This window comes from Rhodothermales bacterium (assembly GCA_039944855.1).
In the GTDB taxonomy this organism is placed as follows: Bacteria; Bacteroidota; Rhodothermia; order Rhodothermales; family JANQRZ01; genus JBBSMX01.
On the sequence record JBDUXZ010000016.1, the window covers coordinates 131,590 to 151,926 of the forward strand.

At 68.4% G+C, this 20,337-nt stretch carries 15 protein-coding genes; 14 read left to right on the plus strand and 1 reads right to left on the minus strand.

The genetic code is table 11. The features are described 5' to 3' along the window. Positions 1–157: 157 nt before the first annotated feature. From ABJF88_07960 to ABJF88_07975, 4 genes are all read left to right on the plus strand, one after another. The gene (locus ABJF88_07960; GenBank protein ID MEP0546851.1) at positions 158–1,480 is read left to right on the plus strand and encodes a PilT/PilU family type 4a pilus ATPase; all 1,323 of its coding nucleotides are present in this window, start codon (positions 158–160) and stop codon (positions 1,478–1,480) included. Between the two features lie 108 nt (positions 1,481–1,588). After that, complete coding sequence (locus ABJF88_07965; GenBank protein ID MEP0546852.1) at positions 1,589–3,643, plus strand: hypothetical protein; 2,055 nt, start codon at positions 1,589–1,591, stop codon at positions 3,641–3,643. 44 nt (positions 3,644–3,687) lie between these two features. Next, positions 3,688–4,794 (plus strand): hypothetical protein, encoded by a 1,107-nt coding sequence (locus tag ABJF88_07970; protein ID MEP0546853.1) that lies wholly within the window; start codon positions 3,688–3,690, stop codon positions 4,792–4,794. An 86-nt stretch (positions 4,795–4,880) separates the two neighbouring features. After that, positions 4,881–6,227 (plus strand): type II and III secretion system protein, encoded by a 1,347-nt coding sequence (locus ABJF88_07975; GenBank protein MEP0546854.1) that lies wholly within the window; start codon positions 4,881–4,883, stop codon positions 6,225–6,227. Positions 6,228–6,431: 204 nt separating this feature from the next. Here the strand turns inward: ABJF88_07975 and ABJF88_07980 are convergent, their stop codons facing one another. After that, entirely contained in the window at positions 6,432–8,216 is a 1,785-nt protein-coding gene (locus ABJF88_07980) for a dynamin family protein (protein MEP0546855.1), read from the minus strand. Positions 8,217–8,575: 359 nt separating this feature from the next. Between ABJF88_07980 and ABJF88_07985 the strand changes: the two genes are divergently transcribed. The 10 genes from ABJF88_07985 (at position 8,576) to ABJF88_08030 (ending at position 20,329) form a co-directional block, all read left to right on the plus strand. After that, the gene (locus tag ABJF88_07985; protein MEP0546856.1) at positions 8,576–9,610 is read left to right on the plus strand and encodes a hypothetical protein; all 1,035 of its coding nucleotides are present in this window, start codon (positions 8,576–8,578) and stop codon (positions 9,608–9,610) included. An 88-nt stretch (positions 9,611–9,698) separates the two neighbouring features. Continuing rightward, positions 9,699–10,502, plus strand: a complete 804-nt coding sequence (locus ABJF88_07990) for a hypothetical protein (protein ID MEP0546857.1) — start codon at positions 9,699–9,701, stop codon at positions 10,500–10,502. A gap of 30 nt (positions 10,503–10,532) precedes the next feature. Then, positions 10,533–11,312 carry a TIM barrel protein gene (locus ABJF88_07995; protein MEP0546858.1) on the plus strand — a complete coding sequence of 260 codons (780 nt, stop codon included), beginning with the start codon at positions 10,533–10,535 and terminating at the stop codon, positions 11,310–11,312. A gap of 76 nt (positions 11,313–11,388) precedes the next feature. Next, positions 11,389–12,201 carry a lysophospholipid acyltransferase family protein gene (locus tag ABJF88_08000; GenBank protein MEP0546859.1) on the plus strand — a complete coding sequence of 271 codons (813 nt, stop codon included), beginning with the start codon at positions 11,389–11,391 and terminating at the stop codon, positions 12,199–12,201. Positions 12,202–12,227: 26 nt separating this feature from the next. Further along, complete coding sequence (gene gatC, locus ABJF88_08005) at positions 12,228–12,515, plus strand: Asp-tRNA(Asn)/Glu-tRNA(Gln) amidotransferase subunit GatC (GenBank protein MEP0546860.1); 288 nt, start codon at positions 12,228–12,230, stop codon at positions 12,513–12,515. Between the two features lie 46 nt (positions 12,516–12,561). After that, positions 12,562–15,168, plus strand: coding sequence for a YfhO family protein (locus ABJF88_08010; protein MEP0546861.1), 2,607 nt, complete (start codon positions 12,562–12,564; stop codon positions 15,166–15,168). Between the two features lie 82 nt (positions 15,169–15,250). Next, positions 15,251–16,975: an FG-GAP-like repeat-containing protein gene (locus ABJF88_08015; protein ID MEP0546862.1), complete on the plus strand. Its 1,725-nt coding sequence runs from the start codon at positions 15,251–15,253 to the stop codon at positions 16,973–16,975. Between the two features lie 272 nt (positions 16,976–17,247). Continuing rightward, entirely contained in the window at positions 17,248–17,784 is a 537-nt protein-coding gene (locus tag ABJF88_08020; GenBank protein MEP0546863.1) for a methyltransferase domain-containing protein, read from the plus strand. Continuing rightward, the gene (locus ABJF88_08025) at positions 17,784–19,118 is read left to right on the plus strand and encodes a glycosyltransferase family 4 protein (protein MEP0546864.1); all 1,335 of its coding nucleotides are present in this window, start codon (positions 17,784–17,786) and stop codon (positions 19,116–19,118) included. The genes ABJF88_08020 and ABJF88_08025 overlap by 1 nt, the downstream gene beginning before the upstream one ends. After that, complete coding sequence (locus tag ABJF88_08030) at positions 19,115–20,329, plus strand: glycosyltransferase family 4 protein (protein MEP0546865.1); 1,215 nt, start codon at positions 19,115–19,117, stop codon at positions 20,327–20,329. Before ABJF88_08025 ends, ABJF88_08030 begins: the two co-directional genes overlap by 4 nt. Positions 20,330–20,337 lie beyond the last annotated feature (8 nt).

The following is a 20,337-nucleotide window of genomic DNA, read 5'->3' on the forward strand; positions in this document are numbered from 1 at the left end:
GTTTGGAACGCGTTACCGTTCGTGACGAGCAGCGGTATGAATTGCCCGGCTCGATGCGAGGAACAGTCTGAGAATGGGTCTCAGGGTGAGGCAGGGGCTTTGGCTCGTCTTTTGACGAAGGGGGAGGGCACCCCGTTATTGACCAGCCCGCCGCCCCGTGGACTCCTCGCTTCCCCCCGCCTCGCCGCTCGTCGCTCCGCTCCCCGGCAACGGCGCCCGCCCGGTGCCGCAGCGCCCCGCGTCTGCGAAGCCCGCTGCCGCCTCGCGGGCCCACGCCGTCCCCGACTTCGTCCGCTCTCTCGCGCGGTCCGCGCCGGCGTCGTTCCACGGGAAGGACCGGCTGCGCTACTACGCGGAGCACGTCAACCGCTTCACGGATCAGCAGCGCGACGTCCTCGCGGCGTTCCTCGACCGGTTCGTCCGCAAGATGAATGAACTCGGGGCCTCCGACCTCGACATCGGCGGGCACGCCACAAGCGGGCGTGTGTGGTACCGCGTCGACGGCGACAAGCGGCCCTACGACGAGACCGGCACGGCCAACAGCGACGAGATCGACGTGCTCCTGCTCAACATGGCGGGGGAGACCCAGCAGCAGGAGCTCTTCGACCTGGGCGCGATCGACTTCTCGTACCAGCTCGAAGGGCCGAAGGGGATGTTCCGCTTCCGCGCCACGATGTACTTCGACTACCAGCACCTCGGGCTCTGTATGCGCGCGATCGCGCAGGACCTCCGCTCGCTCAAGAGCGTCGGGTTCCACCCCGCCATCGAGCGGGGGCTGATGTTCGAGCACGTCCGCGACGGGCTCACGCTCGTCACCGGCGTCACCGGTTCGGGGAAGTCCACGACGCTCGACGCCATCATCGACGCGAACAACGAGAGCTTCCCCGGCCACATCGTCCTCATCGCGAAGCCGGTCGAGTACATGCACACGCCGAAGCAGTGCATCGTCCGCCACCGCGAGGTGGGGCAGGACGTGGGCTCCTTCAAAGACGGCATCGTGCAGTCGCTCCGGCAGGACCCCGACATCATCGTCGTCGGCGAGATGCGCGACCCGGAGACGATCTCGAGCGCGATCGAGGCCGCCGACTCCGGCCACAAGGTGTTCTCGACGCTCCACACCTCGTCGGCGGTGGAGAGCCTCGACCGCATGATCGCGGAGTACCCCCACGCCGAGCAGGACCGCGTGCGGAACCGGCTCGCGGACACCCTCCGCTGCGTGGTCTCGCAGAAGCTGCTGCCGAAGGTGGGCGGCGGGCGCGTCCTCTGCAAAGAGGTGCTCTGGCTGACGCCGTCGGTCCGGGCCGCCATCAAGAACGAGAACGTCGGCGAGATCTACCAGATGATCTGGGAAGGCAGCCGGCTCGGGATGGTGACGCTGGAGCAGGACCTCGTCCGGCTGCTTAAGGAACGGAAGATCACGACCGAAACTGCCATCAACTTCGCCAACAACAAGCGGCGGCTCCAGCAGCTCATTCAGTAGCCGGGTCAATCCCGTAGCCGCCGTCCGCCCCTGCCCACGGGGATCGAGCCCGCCACCGCGCGTCCGCCCCCGATCCCGCAGCGCTCCGCCCGCACACGCTCAGAGCCCATGAACCAGCTACCCTCCTCCATGCAGTCGTCGTTCGGCTCGGACGAGCCCGAACCGATCATCGCGGGCCTCTCCGACGGCGGCGATGGCGCCGCCGCTGACGCGAGCGACCTGGACCCGAAACCCGCGAAGGAGCAGGCTCCGGCGAAGCGTCGGGCGAAAGGCTCGGCCGACAAGCCCGCGCCGAACGCCCGCCGCCGCAACGCAAGCGCGCCCGTGCTCGGCATCTACGTCACGCCCACGGCGGTCCACGGCGTCCTCGTCCGCGAGTCCGGCGACAACTACGGCGTGATGCGGCCCTTCACCCGTCAGCGCAGCGCGTACGCCGGGGAAGTGCCCGACCTCGCCGCGCTCACGCCCGAGGGCGAAGCCGCCGACGGCGACGGCGACATCACGATCCAGTTCGGCGACGCCGCCTCCGACCTCGGCGCGTCGGACCTCTTCCTCGACTCCGAGTTCAGCGACCTCGCCGGCATTGAGCCCGCGGAAGGGGAGTTCCAGGGGCCGGCGAAGAAGTCGGCGAGCCCCATCGTCTTTGAGCTCAAGGACATCCTTGACGAGTGCGGGACGGCCGGCCACGAGAAGTCGCCGGCGGCGTTCTGCCTCAGCCAGCCCGACGTCGAGTACGTCGAGCTCGTCATCACGGAGGAGAAGAAGGACAAGAAGGACAAGGACAAGAAGGAGAAGAAGGACGCGAAAGAGAAGAAGGCCCCCGCTGCGGCCGAGGCCGACGCCCCCGTCGTCAAGCGCGACCGGCTGTTGGAGCGGCTGGCGGCGGAGTACGACGAGGCGTTCGACAAGGAGCGCGTCGCGTTCCTACCGATGACGCCGCGCGACGGGCTGCAGCGCTTTCTCGCCGTGGTCCCCACGCCGGAAGAGTCCCTCGCGCCCTCGCTCGAGCTCCTCCGCGAGCAGGCCGGGATGCGCTCGGTCCCGTTCCGCACGATCGACGCCGAAGTGCCGATCCTCGTCGGGCTCGCCCGGTGGACGTTCCCGGCCGAGCCGCACGAGAACACCGCGATCGTCCGCGTCGGCAGCGAGGACACGCTCGTGATCCTGCTCCAGGGCGGGACGCTCCACCACACCGAGCACATGCGCAGCGTGACGACCTTCGACGGGCCGGACACGATCTGCAGCCGCGTGCTCCTCCAGCAGGACGTGCAGGGCGTGGGCACGGTGCACCACGTCGTCGTGCTCAGCGACGAGCGCGAGCGCGAGCTGGTGCAGGGCTTCGGCGCGTTCTACCCCGACGCGAACGTGGCCGCCCTCCGCGAAGGGCTCGTCCGCGCCGGCGTCATGCCGTCCGCGTCCGACGCCGCGCTCCCGGCCAAGATGCTCCCGGCGATTGGCGCCGCGCTCCGCGTGCTCATGGAGCGCCAGAAGGACTCGCCGTTCTTCGACATCAACATGCTGCCGAAGCGGCTCCGCCGCCGCAGCCGGAAGATCGACCTCGCGGTGGCGTGGCACACCCTCGTCGCGGGCGTGCTCGTGTTCTTCGCCGTGCTCTTCTTCATGGGCATCTACTTCAGCCAGCAGGGGGACATCCAACAGGCGCAGGCCCGGGTCGACGCCTACCCCGACGAGATCAACCTCTCCGGCCCGGCGCTCCAGGCGCAGATCGACAGCCTCGAGGCGGTCCACCTCCGCATCACGAAGACCCTCAACACGATCGACTCCCTCCTCGTGGGGAGCGACCGGTGGAGCCGCACGCTCGCCCACACCGCCCGCGCCACGGCCTCGACGGGCGGCGCATGGGTGGGGCAGTGGAACCCGGCCGACCGCGGCCTCCGGCTCACGGGGTTCGCCATGACGCGGGACCAGGTGGTCCAGTTCGCCGAGCGGATGGACGCCACGATCGAGGAGGTCACGTTCGAGGAGATCCGGGAGTACCCCGTCTTCAGCTACATCATGTCCGTGCCGGTGAAGGACGAGCTGCCGCAGGTGGCCCGCTACCTCCGCGAGCGCGCCGACGCCTCCGGAGCCGTCCAAGACCCGCTCCCGTCCGACCAGGACCCCCTCACCGACTACGAGCCCGCCTCCGCGTCCGGCCGCTAGCCGACGAGGACTCACCGCCAGCGCCCACTCACGCGCCACTCCCCATGTCCAACGATACGCTCAACACGATTGTCCTCTCGGTCGTCCTCCTGCTCGTCACGGGGTTCGGGACCTACATGACGCAGAAGAAGCAGCCCGCCCGGATCGAGCGGCTGGAGCAGGAGGAGACCGCGCTCCGGCTCCGCCAGGCCGAGGTCGAGGAGCTCCTCGTCGAGAAGGCCGGCTCGTCCGAGCGCGCTGAGGACGCCCTCCGCCGCTGGAACTCCCGCTACAAAGTGCTCCCCGAACACCTCACCTCGCCCGCCGTGGTGGAGTACCTCAACGCGCTCTCCAGCTCGGGCTTCAAGACGTTCAACGTCTCGATGGGCGGCCTCTCGCGGGGCGGGGAGTACAGCACCCTTTCGTACACCGTGCAGGGGGAGGGGTACTTCGGGAGCCTCTACCAGTTCATCTGGAACGTCGAGAACAGCCGCGGCCTCTACCGCGTCGAGAACCTCGACGTCGAAGCGATCACGGTCAGCCGGCCCAACCCCGAGACCGGCGTCGACCGGCGCGAGGACATCGTCCGCTTCGCGATGACGATCCGCGCCTACTTCGCGGGGGCCGAGGGGATGACGGCGCCCGACTCCTTCATCACCGTGCCGGACTACGTGCTCCCGGCGCGGACGGCCGCCGCGAACCCGTTCTTCCCCCTCGTCCTCGACGCGCTCCCGCCGAACACCGACAACCTCGTCGACATCGAGAGCGACTCGCTCGTCTCGGTGATCGGGCAGATGGCCGTGTTCCGCGACGAACTCGGCGCCCGCCCGGTCCGCGTCGGCGACCGCGTCTACCTCGGCCAGATCGCACAGATCGACCAGAACGAGGCCCTGGTCGTAGCTGAGCTGAACAAGGGCGGCATCCGCGAGCGCGTCGAGATCAGCCTCGCCACCGGCGAGCGGTACCGCCAGGCGATTGGCGGGTCCCGGCTGATGCAGCTCAACGGGCCGTCCCCGCTCCCGGCCCCGCCCGCCCCCGGCACGCCGGAAGCGAAGCGCGCCGCGCGCACGACGGCCCACGCCGGTTCGGGCGATGCTTCGGACGCGCGTCCGACCTCGGCCCGCCCGACCCACGAACGACCGTCGCTGGCCCGCCCCACCACAGCCGGCTAGCCCCGACCCCACGCCGTACCCCCACCACCGCGTTGCCCGTTTTACCCCACCGAGTTTTAGCTGCCATCCCTAGCCCAGTCGATCCCATGAAGATCCGCACGCTCACCCTGCTCCTGGCGCTCGCCAGCGTGTGGGCCGCCCCGCCCGCCCACGCCCAGCGCGTCGATGCCAACCCGAGTCAGCGCCAGCTCCGGACGTACATCCCCCCGGACCAGGTCGTCTCGTTCCTGCCGGGCACGGCGATGAACGAGTTCGTGACGCTGCTCAACCCCATCTTCCAGCGGGTGACGGGGAAGCAGGTCATCGACCCCGAAAACCGCGTGACGCCGATCGGCGTCAGCCTCTCGGGCATGCACTTCATCGACGCCTTCGAGCTCGTCCTCGACCGGAACGCGCTCGGCTTCCGCGAGACCGACAAGTACTTCATCGTCGAGGCCCTGCCCGAGGACGACCCGACCCAGCTCCTCGGCACCGACGGGCTGACGACGCGGGCGGCCGGCGAAGGGGCCGTGCCCCCGGCCACGGCGCTCTCCCGTGAAATCCGCATCGACGCCTACATCTTCGAACTCAACGTGACGCGCCTCCGCGAGACCGGGACCAACTGGGCCTCGATCTTCGGTGAGGCTGGCGGCGGCAGCGGGGGCGGCGGCGGGAGCACCGGCGGCGGCACCGGCGAGCAGGCCGGGCTCCAGTTCTTCCTCAAGACCGATTCGTTCTTCGATTCGTTCTCCTCGTTCCTCGATGGACCGGACCGCGTCGACTTCGCGGAGATCGTCTCGCTCTTCCGCTACTTCGAGTCCATCGATGTCGGCGAGACCGTCGCGAGCCCGAGCGTGGCCGTCCAGAGCGGCGAGAAGGGACGCATCCAGAGCGGCTCCGACATCCCGATCACGCTCCAGGACTTCGCCGGCAACACCATCACGCAGTACATCCCCACCGGCGTCATCATCGAGGTCGTGCCGACGCTGATCTCCGATGCCTCCGACGCCCGCGGCGACACCGGCGCGCTCCCCGTCGAGTTCATCCACCTCAACGTCAACGTCGAGAAGAGCAGCGGGCGCGTCTCGCAGGCCGGCATCACGATTGACAAGAACAAAACCGACACGCAGGTGCTGCTCCTCGACGGCGAGCAGACCGTCATCGGCGGTCTGTTCTCGACCGAGGAGGCCGTCTTCCGCAAGGGCGTCCCGATCCTGAAGGACATCCCGCTCATCAAGTACCTCTTCTCGTTCCAGACGAAGTCGGTCATCCAGAAGGAACTGCTCATCGCGCTCCAGGCCCGCGTTGTGGAGCCGCTGCGCGCCCGCGCCGGGCGGCCGTTCCCGACGAACCTCTACGAGGTCGAGCGGCAGGACGTGCAGCGCCGCCTCGACCGCTTCAAACCGGGCGCCGGCGACGACCTCCGCCTCATCGAGCCGGACGACGTGGACTGACCGACTCGACATAGAGCCCATAGCACCGCGCCCCGTAAGGCGCGGGGCTTCCGGGAGGAGACGTTTGGCGGGCGTCTCCTCCCTATTTATTTATCCAGCAGTAGAGACGCCCCGGCGGGGCGTCTCTACGAATGGCACGCCGCCAGAATGACGGTAGAGACGCAGCATGCTGCGTCTCCGGGGACGGCACCCCGTCCGAACCGATCAGCCGACGCGGCCTTCACCGTAGCGGGCGCGGACGTCGGCGCGGAGGGCGTCGGCGTCGGCGCGGAGCGCGGTGTGCTGGGCTTCGAGGGTCGAGAGCGCGGTGCGCTCGCCCTCTACGAGGTCGGCGAGGGGTTGGATGAGCGTACGGATTTCGGCGAGGGCTTCGTCGGCTTCGGCGGTGAACTGGGCGTCGAGCGCCGACTTCATCTCCGAGCGGAGGGCGTCGACGCGCTCGGTAAACTCCTTGACGGCGCGGCGGCGCTGGCGGGGGAGGAGCACGAACCCGAAGACGGAGATCACGCCGGCGGCGAGGATGCCGCCCGTCACGTCGAACGCCGTCGCCGCGATCACGACGGCGGCCACGGCGCCGAGCCCGACGGCAGCGGCCTGCGTCCCGGCGAAGAGCGTCGCCACGCTGCGGGCGTTCTCGAGCAAGCGGCGGGCCTCCTCGTTGAGGTCGTACGCGTCGACGGTGCGGCGGGCCTCGCGCATCACGTCCTGAAAGACCTCTTCCCGGTTGTAGAGAAACGCCCGCTGCCCGCCCACCGCGTCCGGCGACACCTTCCGCGCCTGCTCGGCGACGTGCGAGTAGGCCCGGTTCCACAACGTGAGTACCTGCCGCAGCAACCCGTCCACGGCCGCGCCCATCTGCCCCTCGATCTTCCGCTCGGCGTCGCGGACGACCTGCCGCGCGAACTCCTCCTTGAACTTGTCGCGGTCCCGAAGCAGCGGCAGGCGGGAGACGCGGATCGTGTCGTCGAGGAACTGCACGCCGCGCCGCTCCATCTCCAGCAGCAGGTTGTCGACCTCGCTGAGATGGCGGGCGGGGCCGGCCCGCAGCGCCTCCTCCGCCTCGGCGATTTGGGCGCGGAGCGCGTCGAGCCCGGCCGCGTCGGTGTCGAGCACGGACCGCCGCTCGCCGAGCCGCTCATCGAGCCGGCCGAGGAGGCGGTCTGCCGCGTCGAGCGGCGCCGTCAGCTTGAGGGCGAGTCGCTCGTCACCGGTGAGCGTTTCGGAGAGAAACGCTTCGAGCTCGGCGAACCCGCTCGCGCGCCACGCGGCCGTGTCGCCCTTGGCTTTGGCCTCGAACGCCTGCTGGGCCGCAACGGGGAATACGCGCGGCTCGAAGCCCATCAGCCGCTCGAAGCCGGAGCGGATGTGCTCGGTGACCTGCTCGAGGTCGGCCGGGCGGCGGGCGAGGTCGGCCTTGTTGAGGATCACGACGAGCTGGCGGCCCCACGCGTCGCGGATGAAGTGGAGGAACTGGCGCTCGGACTCCGAGAGCGGCCGGTCGAACGAGGTCACGAAGAGGACGAGGTCGGCACGTGGGATGAAGTCCTCGGTGATGGCCTGGTGCTCTCGGACAATCGAGTTCGTGCCGGGCGTGTCGACGAGCGTCATCCCGCGAAGCAACTCGGCCGGGTGCTGCCGCTCGGTGATGAAGTCGGAGCGGCGGTGGTGCTGCGCGGCATTCCCGTGGCGGAGGATTGTGATCTTGTCCGTCGTCGGCACTGGCCCCTCTTCCATCAGCGTCTCGCCGAAGAGGGCGTTGAGCACGCTCGACTTCCCCGCATTGAACTCCCCGACGACCACGACGAGGAACCACTCGTCGAGCCCGGCGACGAGGTCGCCGAGGCGACGGAGCGTGTCTGGGTCGGCCCCGGCGCGGTCGAGCGCTTCGGCGAGGGTGCCGAGGAGGGCGCGCTCGCGGTCGAGGAGGGCGTGAGCGGCGGGGTCTACGAGCGAGCGGTCGGCGCGGAGGGGCGCGGGGGCATCGGCCATGGGAGGGCGAGTCGGTTCGTCGGGCGGCGCGGGCTGCCGGGTCGGTGGCGGCGCGATAGTATAGATACGGTGTGGTCTGTGCGTGGGCATATCCTCCGTGTGCATCCACGCTTACCCATCTGCGCGTGCAGCGGGGAGGCACGGGGCGCGGGAGCGGCGGCGCGCGGAGAAATTGCGAGCGGAACAACGGGGCAATTGGAAACTGTGGAGGCTACGGCGTACTTTTCCGTCGCCAGCAGGAACACAGGCCACCCGAAACGGCTATGTGGGACGGAATGGCGGGGTTCACCTGCCCGCCTTCCCCACTCTAGCTTCCCCATCTCGACTCTCGATTTACCTATCACAACGGAGGACACCCCATGCTCCAATTGGCACTCGCGGCCCTGCTCGCAGGCTCCCTCATCGCAGGCAGCCCCGACGGCGACAAAGACAAGGACAAAGACAAGGCGAAAGCCCAACAGCCTATCGAGTCCATCCTCGTTCCCCAGGATGACGCCGTAGCAGAGGACCCGATCAATGACACCTACGCCCTGGGCCGCACCGAGCGGATCCCGGTCAAGCTCTGGGTCGGCTATTCCCGTGCGAAGGACGATGAGGCGTACGACACCCGCGGCGAAGAAGTCCCTCTCAGCACGGTGACCAACGGCCCCGGAGGGTTCTCGATCTCCGAGGCGACGGCACAGCGTGCGTTCGTCGGCGCGCAGATCAACGTGATTAACTTCACGAACTTCTCCGTCGGTGCAGGCGGCCAGCTGACTGCGGCTCAGAATGAAGTGGTCTCGACGGCCGGGGATCTCGACAGCGGGTTCAGCCTCCAGAATGCCAAGGTCTACGGCATGATCCGGGGCCGCACGCTCGGCATCCACGGCGGGTACATCTTCGACCTCGGCCCGGACGACGACCTCGGCACGCTCATCGCAGCGGGCGAGTACAACAACTCCGATCAGGTTGACGCGTGGTTCATCGGCGCGGACTTCGACTACCCGTCGGACCGCTTCCGCGTCTTCGGTGGCATCGACTACTTCAACCGGAACGAGTTCGCCTCCGGCCCGTCGAGCGGCTCCATTGAGGACGACGAACTCGTCGTGTTCAACGCCGGTGCGGGCCTCCGCATCTCGTGGGTCGAGATCGGCGCCGCTGCGCTGCTGCGGACGAACATCGCCGTGAACCGCTTCTTCCCCTTGGCCGAGGCCACAGGCGGCACGAGCGCGAGCGGCGGGCACCAGGGCTCGATCGCTCCGTACCTCATCCTCTCCCCCCCGAGCCTGCCGGTTGCGATCTCGGTTAAGGGCGCGGTGATGAGCGAGTACGCCGACTACGGCTACTCCCTCGGTGGTGCGGGCGACTTCGTCACGCGACAGGGCTTCACCGTCACGGCATCGCTCGGCTTCTAAGCCGGCTCGTCCGACGTAAGTTTGGGCCGCCCGGAACGGATCGCGAAGATCCTCCGGGCGGCCCTCTCTTTTTACCCGAGCCCGATTCATGCGCTACCGCCTCCTCTGCCTCCCGCTGATGCTCGCCGCTTTCGCAGGCTGTGTGGGTGCGGAGCGCGCTGTCGAGGCCCCGCCTCGGTGGGACGAAGGCGCGCTCCGGGTCCACCTCCGACAGCTCGTCGAACCCATCGCCGTGGCTGACTCGGCGCGGGCGGCGCGGCGGACGCTCTACGCGGCGCGAAGGCTGGAGGTCGCCGGGCTCATGCCCGCCCGCGACCCGTCGTTCCTCGTCGGGATGGGAACGCCGCAGCGCTCTCCCGTGGCCTCTTCGGCGGTCGATCCGGCGCGGTCCCATGTGCTCGGGTACGTCACCGGTCGGCACCCGAGCTACTACGATGAGCTCGTCCTCGTCGCGGCGGACCTCGACCGCCCCGGCGCGGCGGCCGCGCTGGAAGTAGCGCGGCGGCTCGCCGACGAAGCGCGGGATACGCAGGTGCCGGAGCGGACGGTCCTCTTCGCGCTCTGGGCACCGCCGCGGACCGGCGCACTCGGGCTCCGCGACTATCTCGCGAATCCGACGTGGGCGCTCGATGGGGTGACCCGCGTGCTGCTCGTCACGACGGAACCCTCCACCGCCGCCGAGAGCCGACAACTCTTGGAGGCACGGGGCATCGCGGTGGACGTAGTGGCGGTGAGCGATCAGACCGTGATTGCAGCGGGAACGCAGCCCGAAGTCGTGCAGGCCGTCGTCTTGGCGAACACCACCCTCCTCACCGACGTGCTCGACCGCCGGCTCCGCGCTGCTGCTACCGCTGAGGACAGCACGGCCGCCGGGCTCGTCCGCGTCGAGTAGTACGTTCTCCCATTCCTTGACGCGCTCCTCGTGCTTCCTGTCTGGCTCCCCGACCCCATCACGTCCGACCTCGACCGGGCGCTCCACTACACCCTCCTGTGGGGGCTCGAAGGCCTCGTTCTCCGCACGGTCGGCAAGCGCGCGGACCGGGTGCCCCACGTCAACGAGCCGCGGCTAAAACGGCGGTTGAGCGAGCACGACCTCCCTGCCGTCGCGGCCGATCCGGGGCTGTTCGAGCAGCCGGCAGCGGAGCGCGGCGCCTGGATGAACGACCTCGTGCTGCTGGACGAAGCCCTCGCGTTCTGCACCCGCGTTGGGTGTTCGCGCGTGCTCGTCGGCGCGCTGCCCGGTGAAAGCGACGTGGCGGCGGACGCGCTGCGGCGAGCGGGCGAGCGGGCCGCCCGACGCGGTTGCATACTCGCCGTACGGAACGAACCAGGCGGACGGCCCACCGGGGAAGCGCTCGCCGCGCTCTTGGCGGACATCGACCATCCGGCGGTGCGCGCATGCTGGAGCCCGGCGGACGCGCTGGAGGCGGGCGAGGAGCCCGAGGTCGGGCTCGACGCGCTTGCCGGTCAGATTGAGATCGTCACGGTGCGGGATGGGCGGAGGGAGGGGGGAGGCTGGCAGCCAGCGACCCTCGGCGAAGGGGCCGTCGGCTGGCCGGACGTATTGCGCGGCCTCCACGCGCACGGCTTCGACGGGCCGCTGTGCCTCGACCTTCGCGACGCCTCGTCTCCGAAGGATGGGTTGCGCGCGGCGACGGCGCTGATTCAGATGGCGCGGGCGGCCATTCGCGGGAACGGCTAACCAGATTGTGACGCCGGCCGCGTGGCCTCCGTTCTATCTTCCCTGCCCGCCGTCCTCCCGTTCGTCTGCTCCGTCCATGCCCACTACTCCCGCCGACACTCTCGCCGCTCCAGTCCAGCACGGGCTGCCGCGCGTGTCGTTCTGGACGAGGCTGCACTTCGCGTGGGCGCTCCTTTTCGCGGCCGTCGTCACGGTGCCGTGCACGACGGCCGTGCTGCTCCACAACGCGTTCCGCCCATCGGTGCGGACGTTCAAGTTCTGGTCGACGCTGTGGGCGCGGCTGATCCTCATGGGCGCGGGCGTGAAGGTCGAGTCGGACGTGCGGGCGAAGCTGGACCGCGACCAGCCCGCCGTGTTCGTCGTGAACCACCAGAATGAACTCGACATCGTCACGCTCCTCGCCGGCATCCCGCACCCGTTCGGGTTCATGGCGAAGGCGGAACTGCGCCGCGTGCCGTTCCTCGGCAGCGTGCTCCACCGAACGTCGTGCCTGTTCGTGGACCGGAGCGATCCGCGCCGCGCCGTGCAGAGCATCCGGGTCGCCGCCGAGCGCATCCGCGAAGGCACGTCGGTGCTCGTCTTCTGCGAGGGCTCGCGCTCGTTCTCGCGCGACCTGCTGCCGTTCTCGCGCGGCGCGTTCGTCCTCGCCGTCGAGGCCGGCGTCCCGCTCGTGCCCGTCACCGTCATCGACAATTACAAGCGGCTCGACGAGCGGCGGGCCGTCGGGCGTGTGGGCACCGTGCACATGGTCGTCGGCGAGCCGATCGCGATGGCGAACCGGACGCGGGGCGACGTGTCGGCGCTGATGGACGAGGTCCGCGACGTGATGCAGGCTGAGCTTGACCGCGCCCACGGCGTATCTTCCGCCCACGCTCATCCCGCGCTCTGACCTCCCGATTCGCCTCTCGTTCGCCCATGTCCGTCACCCCCGACGACGTCCGCGCGATTGCCTCCCTCGCCCGGCTCCGCTTCACCGACGCCGAGCGCGAACGGCTCGCCGGTGAGCTCTCCCGCATCCTCGATTACGTCGACCAACTCGATGAACTCGACACGGCCGACGTCCCGCCGATGGCGCACGTCCTCGACGCGCCCAACGTCTTCCGCCCGGACCGCGTCGAGCAGCGGATCACCCGCGACGAAGCGCTCGCGAACGCGCCCGACGCCGACGGCCGCTACTTCCGCGTCCCCAAAGTGATCGAGTAGGCCCGCGCTCCTCGCACCGACAGCTACCCGAAAACCCAGCATATTGATGGCCAGCAAGCGACGCCGCACGACGATCGCCGTCCCCGGCGAGCAAGACGCGGAGACGGACGAGCAGACGAACGGGGCGGGCCGCCGGGCGCGCGCCGGGAAGGTGCGGGCCGGCGTGCCGCAGCGCTCGGCGTGGGACCGGCTGCCGATGCGGTATCAACACCTGATTTGCCTCGCGGCGCTGTTTGTGGTCACGCTCGGGTTCTTCGCCTCTGTGACAGTGGGGGGGAAGACGCTCGTCGGCGGGGACATCGTGCAGTGGCGGGGGATGGCCGAATCCGTGATCTCGTACGAGGAGGCGACGGGCCGCGAGGCGCTATGGGCGCCGAACGCGTTCGGCGGGATGCCGGCGTACATGATCAGCTACCCGCTGCAGGTGCTCCAACTCGACTCGGTGCTGCGGTGGCTGCGCGAGCTCGGGCTGTGGCCCGCGGCATATTTCTTCGCGCTCCTCCTCGGGACGTACTGCCTGCTCTACTACCTCGTCCGCGACACGCTCGCTGGCACGCTCGGTGCCGTCGCCTTCGGGCTGACGACATACATCCCGCTCATCCTCCTCGCCGGGCACAACTCGAAGTTCATCGCGCTCTCGCTCGCGCCGTGGCTCCTCCTCGCCTACGCCTACGCGATGCGGCGGCCTCCAGACGCGACGTGGCAGCGAACCCTTCTCGGCGGCCTCCTCTTCGCGATTGCGCTCGCGGTGAACCTGCGGGCGGGCCACGTGCAGATCACGTACTACGTCGCCTTCGCGATTGGCATCGCGTGGCTCGTCGAAGGCGTGCAGGCCGTGCGCGAGGGGCAAGCCCGCGCCTTCGCGATGTCGACCGGGGCGCTCGTGCTCGGCAGCGTGCTCGCCCTCCTGATGGTGGCGCAGCCCTACCTCATCCAGGCTGAGTACAAGGCGTTCACGATCCGCGCGGCGGGCGAGGGCGGCGGGCTGGGCTGGGAGTATGCGATGCGGTGGAGCCAGGGCTGGGGCGAACTCGTGACGCTGCTGGTCCCGGATGCCTACGGCGGTGGCGGCGGGACGTACTGGGGCGCGAAGCCGTTCACGGCCGGCCCGCACTACGTCGGGAGCGTCGTGCTCGTGCTCGCCGGGCTCGCGCTCTGGGGCGTCCGGCGGAAGCTCGTGTGGGGGCTCGGCATCGCCGCCGCGCTGATGACGCTGTTCTCGCTCGGGGAGTATTTCTCCCTCCTGAACCGCCCGATGTTCGACTACTTCCCACTCTTCGACGCCTTCCGCGTGCCAGAGACGTGGCTGATCGCCGTTGCGCTCGCGCTCGCCGTCCTCGCCGGGTTCGGGGTGTATTTCGTCGCCCGGCGCGAGACGACGCCGGAGAGCGTCGAGGCGAAGACGCGGGCCGTCTACGTCGCGCTCGGGATCACGGGCGGGCTCCTGCTGCTCCTGCTCGTCGGCCACAGCGTGCTCTTCTCGTTCGAGCGGCCGAACGAGCTCGCGCAGATTGAGCAGGCCGTGGCGTCGCAGGCCGGCGTGGCGGTCACGGATCCCCGCGTGGCGCAAGTGGCGCAGCAAGCCCTCGGCGAGGCGAAAGCCGAGCGGCTGGACCGGTTCGCGGGCGATGCGATGCGGGCGCTGATGTTCCTCCTCGCGGCGGGCGCGCTCCTCGTACTCCAGCGGCGCGGTCGAATCCCATCTTGGGCGCTGCAAGTCGGCCTCCTCCTCCTCGTCACGCTCGATCTCTGGCAGGTGGGGCGGCGCTACTTCAACGCCGACGACCCCGCGCTCCGCGACCGCGGCGAGGTCACCGCGCAGATCCCGGCCTACGGTTTCGACCGGTTCATCGAAGCCCGCGTCGAGGTGGCCGGTGGGCCGGGCCACTTCCGCACGCTCCCCCTCGCGCTCAACGCCTTCAACGACGGCCGTACGCCGTATTTCTACGAGTCGATCGGTGGCTACCACGGCGCGAAGCTCGGACTCTTCCAGGACTACGTCGACCACATCCTCCAGAACCCCGACGGCACGCTCAACGAGAACGGGCTCGACCTGCTCAGCGCGCGCTACGTCATCTCGCGCGGCCAGATCCCCGGCCTGACGCCCGTGTTCGAGGACCCGCAAGGCATTGGGCGGGGACCGGTCTTCGTGCTCGAAAACGAAGATGCCCTCCCGCGCGCGTTCTTCGTCGGCGAGACCGAGGTAGTGGAGGGGGACGAGGCCGCGTTCGAACGGCTCCGCGATCCCGCGTTCAATCCGCGCACGACGGCGCTGCTCCCCGAGCCGCCGCCGATCGAGACCGCGCCCATCGACTCGACGAGCACGGCGACGGTCGACCTCGCCCGCTTCGGGCCGCGCGAGATCGTGTGGCAGGTCGAGACCGACCAGCCACGCCTCCTCATCGTCAACGAGGTGTACTACCCGGCGGGGTGGCACGCCACCGTCGGCACCAAGCCCGTCCCCATCCTTCGCGCCGACTACCTCCTCCGCGCCGTGCCCGTCCCCGCCGGACGCCACCTCATCACGATGCGGTTCGACCCGCCGCTCCACGCCCTCGGCGTGCGGATCTCGATGCTCTCGACGGCACTTGTCTACCTCGGCACGCTCCTCCTCGCCGGCCTGCTGTGGTACCGCCGCGGTCACAAAACGTGAGGCCCTTCCGAGTGCATCGATTGGTAGCGGAGCGCGGAGTATCTTGTTTGCTAACGCACACCCAACGCCGAGGCAAACGATGATGGAAGGTGTCAATTTCCCGCTGTGGGCGAGCATGGCAGTCTTGGTCGTCCTCGGACAAGCCGCGCAAGCTCAGGCATTCGAGCAGGTAACCCTCGGGGCTCTCGGCAGCGTGGAGTCGGCGTCGGCAAGCGTGACGTGGGCAGACTACGATGGGGATGGCGATCTGGACGTGTTCGTTACCAACCCGTTCTTCACCAACTTGCTGTATCGCAACGAGGGCAACGGCGGCTTCACTATCGTCGAGGCGCTCCTCGGGCACAACGCCAACCAATACTCCTCGGTGTGGGGCGATTTCGATAACGATGGTGATCCCGACCTGTTCATCGGTTCGCTGAGCTTTGGGCAACTGATCTATCGAAACCACCCGGAAGGGTTTAGTGTGTTCGGGGGAGTGGAGGTCAGTGATGTGCGCGACATCGATCTCGCAGATTTCGACAGGGACGGCGATCTCGATATTGCACTTGCACGGCGATTTGGTGTCCCTGACCTGCTCGCAAGGAATGAAGGGGGATTTGTATTTACTGTTCTCAATGATGCCCTCCCCGGCTCCTCCGACGATGGGGCCACGCCAGCATGGGGCGACTATGACAATGATGGAGACCCCGACCTCTTTGTAGCCAATTCTCTGGACGGAAGTGGTCGTAACGTGCTTTATGAGAACACGGGTGAGAGCTTCGTTCAGGTCGCAGGCCCGTACGCTACTATACCCGGGCGCTGGCAGAGTGCTAACTGGGTCGACATCGACAATGATCTGGATCTGGATCTTTTCGTTTCTAACTTCTCAGGGAATAACGCATTGTATCGGAACACGGGCGAGAGCTTCATAGCCCTTGTTGACAACGTCGTTTCCAACGACGGACTCCCTTCGATTGGGAGTAACTGGGCGGATATCGACAATGACGGAGATCAGGATCTTGTGCTTGCCGTTGAAAATGGAGCTGAGAGGCTCTACATAAATGATGGGGCCGGCTCGTTTACTGAACAGATTCTCGGTGGTGACGACGGTGATAATAGCATGGGCGTCGTCATCAGTGATTTTGACGACGACGGGCGCCTGGACATTGTGGTTGCGAATGGGGCTCGCGTTGCAGAGGCTCAGCTAAATAGGGTCTACCATAACGTTTCGGACGGGGGAAACTGGCTGAAGATTCAGCCAGTCGGCGTGCTTTCTAATCGCGCCGGGATCGGTGCGCACATCAAGGTGAAGGCCACCATCGACGGTGAGCCGCGGTGGCAGCTTCGTCCCATGCAGTCGAAGCCTGGACGCTTCGCGCAATCGGGGCCTTGGGTCCATTTCGGACTTGGTGATGCCACGACGGTCGACTCGGTCGTGGTGGAGTGGCCGAGTGGGATCGAGCAGTCGCTGGGTTCCGTATCCGTCAATCAGACGCTAACGATTTCGGAGGAGGGTACGGTCAGCAGCGAAGCGGATACCGCAGTGCCCGAGCCATTCGGAATCAGCGAAGTGTATCCGAATCCTACTTCTCAAGGTGCGACCTTCGTTCTCTCCGCTGACCGATCTGAAACGGTGCGCGTCGATGTGTTCGACTCTGTAGGACGACGCGTTCGCACCCTGCTCAACGGCAGTGTTCAGCAGGGTCGGCTGCAACTGGCATGGGATGGTCGCTCATCGGGTGGTCGGGACGTTGCCGCAGGCACGTATATCGTTCGAATGAAAGCGGGCGTGCGCAGCGACGTAGCGCGTGTGACGCTACTTCGCTAGCGTGTGCAACGTGCTTGCCCGAGCGCGCTCTACGTTGCCGGCTTGCTCTACGTTGCAGGCTTACGGAACCTCCGGCGGGGCGAGAAGCAACGGGTCTTGTGGGGCGCGGGAGTGCTCGGTGTTCACGTGATCGTCGCGGGACGTTGGAGTCTCACGAGCGTTACCTTCGTGAGCGCCTTGAGATCTGGCTTCTCCTCTTTCTTGACGGATGCGATCGCCCCTCGCATTTAACAGCGTGGCGATCCCGACTGACATTCTCACCTCTGCATGTGATGAGTTCGACCGAGCTTTCACCGGACCCGACGCTGGACCGGCGCTACCGCAAGACGCTCCAGTTCATGGAGGCTTCGCTGCCGCCACCCGCGCGCGTGCTGGACCTCGGCGCGCCGAACCCGTTCTCGGCGATTATGCAGGAGCGCGGGTACGCCGTACAGAACACGGAGGGCGATCTCGACGATGTGCCGGAGGTCGTACACGGCGTTGAGGCCGACGCGGTGACGGCGTTCGAGATCTTCGAGCACCTCGTCGCGCCGCTCAATGTGCTCCGGCAAATCACGGCGCCTCGGCTGTTCGCGACGGTCCCGCTCCGGTTGTGGTTCGCGACGGCGTACTGGAACGAGGAGGACCCGTGGGACCGTCACTACCACGAGTTCGAGCCCCGACAGTTCGACTGGCTGCTGGAGAAGGCGGGGTGGGAGATCGTACGGGCCGAGAAGTGGACGGGGCCGGTGCCGGGAGCGATCGGAGTCCGGCCGCTCCTGCGCCGGTTCACGCCACGTTGGTACGCCGTCGAAGCGGTGCGGGTCTGATGCGTCTGCTCCTCGTGACGTACTACTTCCCCCCGTCGGGTGGGGCGGGCGTGCAGCGCACGCTGAAGTGGGTGAAGTACCTCCGCGACTTCGGCGTCGAGCCCGTCGTGCTGACGGTCGAGGCCGGGGCATATCCGAAGACGGACGCGACGCTCGCGCGCGACGTGCCGCCCGGCGTCGCCGTCCACCGCACGCGCTCGCTCGACCCGTTCGGCGCCTACGCCCGGCTGACGGGCCGCTCGCGCCAGCAGGCTGTGGCCGAGACGAGCGGACACCTCGGCGAGGGCGCGAGCCCGGCCGAGCGGTTCGCCCGGTTCGTCCGAGCGAACGTGTTCGTCCCCGATGCCCGCGTCGGGTGGGTGCCGTTCGCCGTGCAGCGCGGGCTCCAACTCCTGCGCGACGAGCCCTTCGACGCCGTCCTGACCTCGGGCCCGCCGCACTCGGTCCACCTCGCGGGTTGGATGCTCCGCGCCCGCACCGGCCTCCCGTGGATCGCCGACTTCCGCGACCCGTGGACGGACATCAATTACTACGACGAGCTGCCGCGCACGGCGGCGGCTCACGCGCTCGACCGCTGGCTCGAACGGAGCGTGCTGGAGCGCGCCGACCGCGTCGTCACCGTCAGCCCCGGCTGGCGGGACCTGCTGCTCGGCAAAGGGAGCCGCGACCCGAGCGACTTCGCCGTGATCCACAACGGGTTCGACCCGGCAGACTTCGGCCCGGCGGACTTCGGACCGGCGGAGGCGCCGCCCGAGGATCGGTTCACGCTCGTCTACGTCGGCAGCCTTTACGGCTCGCGGAGCCCGGATGCACTGTGGCAGGCGCTCGCTACGCTGCGCGAACGGGGGGAGATCGAGCGGCTCCGGCTCCGGCTCGTCGGCCGGATCGGCGACGATGTGCTGGCGACGCTCCGTGGCTACGGCCTCGACGTCATCACCGAGCACGTCCCATACCTCCCGCACGACGAAGCCGTCCGCGAGATGCAGCGGGCGACGGCGCTGCTGCTCACCGTCGAGCCCTATCGGCACGAGCGGGGAAATCTGACGGGGAAGGTTTACGAGTATCTCGGCGCGGGCCGCCCGGTCGTCGCCCTCGGCCCGGCGGAGGGCGATGCCGCCGACTTGCTCCGCGAGACCGGCGCCGGCCGCATGCTCGACCGCGATGACTCCGACAGCGTGGCCGAATACCTCCGCTCATTGTATGAGAAGTGGGAGTGCGGCGACCGGCTGACGGGGGCTTCGCCGGACGTGGCAGCGCCGTACTCGCGCCGGGCGCAGGCGGGCGAGCTCGCGGCGCTCGTCGATGGGATGCGAACGAGAGGAGGGGACCGATGAGCCGCACGGGACGCCACATCCTGATGGTGCTCGACCACCCGTATCCGCCCGACGTGCGCGTCGAGAACGAGGCGCGCTCGCTCATTGAGGCCGGGTTCGAGGTCTCACTCCTCGCTCTCGCGCCCGACGACCGGCCGGAGGAGGACATGTACGACGGGACGACGATCTTCCGCGCCAAGCTTCCGGCGAAGGCGCGTAACGTGATGCGCGGGCTCGTCAGCACGCTCCCGCTGATGGATTATTACCTCGCCCGCGAGATCCGGCGCTTGTACGAGCGGCACCCGTTCGACGCGCTCCACATGCACGACCTCTACCTCGTCGGGGCCGGGCTGCGGGCGGGGCGTAGCCTCGGCGTGCCCGTCGTCGCCGACCTGCACGAGAACTGGGTGGAGGCGCTGAAGCACTACGCGTGGAGCAACCGCTACCCCGGCAAGCTCGTCGTCGACATCCCGCGGTGGGAGCGGACGGAGCGGCGCTGGGTCCACGCCGCCGACCGGCTCGTCGTCGTGATCGAGGAGGCGGAGGATCGGTACGCGGCACTCGGCGTGCCGCGCGAGCGCATCACCGTCGTGCCCAACACCGTGAAGCTCGACGCCTTCCGAGGGTTCGAGATCGACGACGCCCTCGTCGAACGCCTCCGCTCGCCGCTGACGCTCGTGTACACCGGCGGCATCGACGCGCACCGGGGGCTGGAATCCGTGGTGGACGCCATGCCGGCGATTCTGAAGACGGAGCCCGAGGCGCGGCTCGTGATCGTAGGGGAGGGGCGGACGCGGACGGAACTGGAAGCCCACGCCGCCGCGCTCGGCCTCGGCGACCGCGTGCAGTTCGAGGGGTGGCAATCGCAAGCCCTCCTCAAGAGCTACATTGCCGCCGCCGACGTGTGCCTCGTGCCCCACCTCAAAACCGTCCACACCGACGCGACGATCCCGCACAAGATCTTCCACTACATGTTCATGCGGAAGCCCGTCGTGGTGACGAACTGCCTCCCGCTCGAACGGATCGTGCAGGAATCCGACGCCGGCCTCGTCGTGCCCTCCGGCGATGCAGCAGCGACGGCCGAGGCCGTGCTCCGGCTCCACGCCGACCCCGCGCGACAGGCCGAGATGGGAGAGCGCGGCCACCGCGCCGTGCTCGACCGCTACCACTGGGACGCGACGGTGCGAGACCTGACGGCGATGTACGACGAGTTGCTGCCTCCGATGCGCTGAGCCGAGGG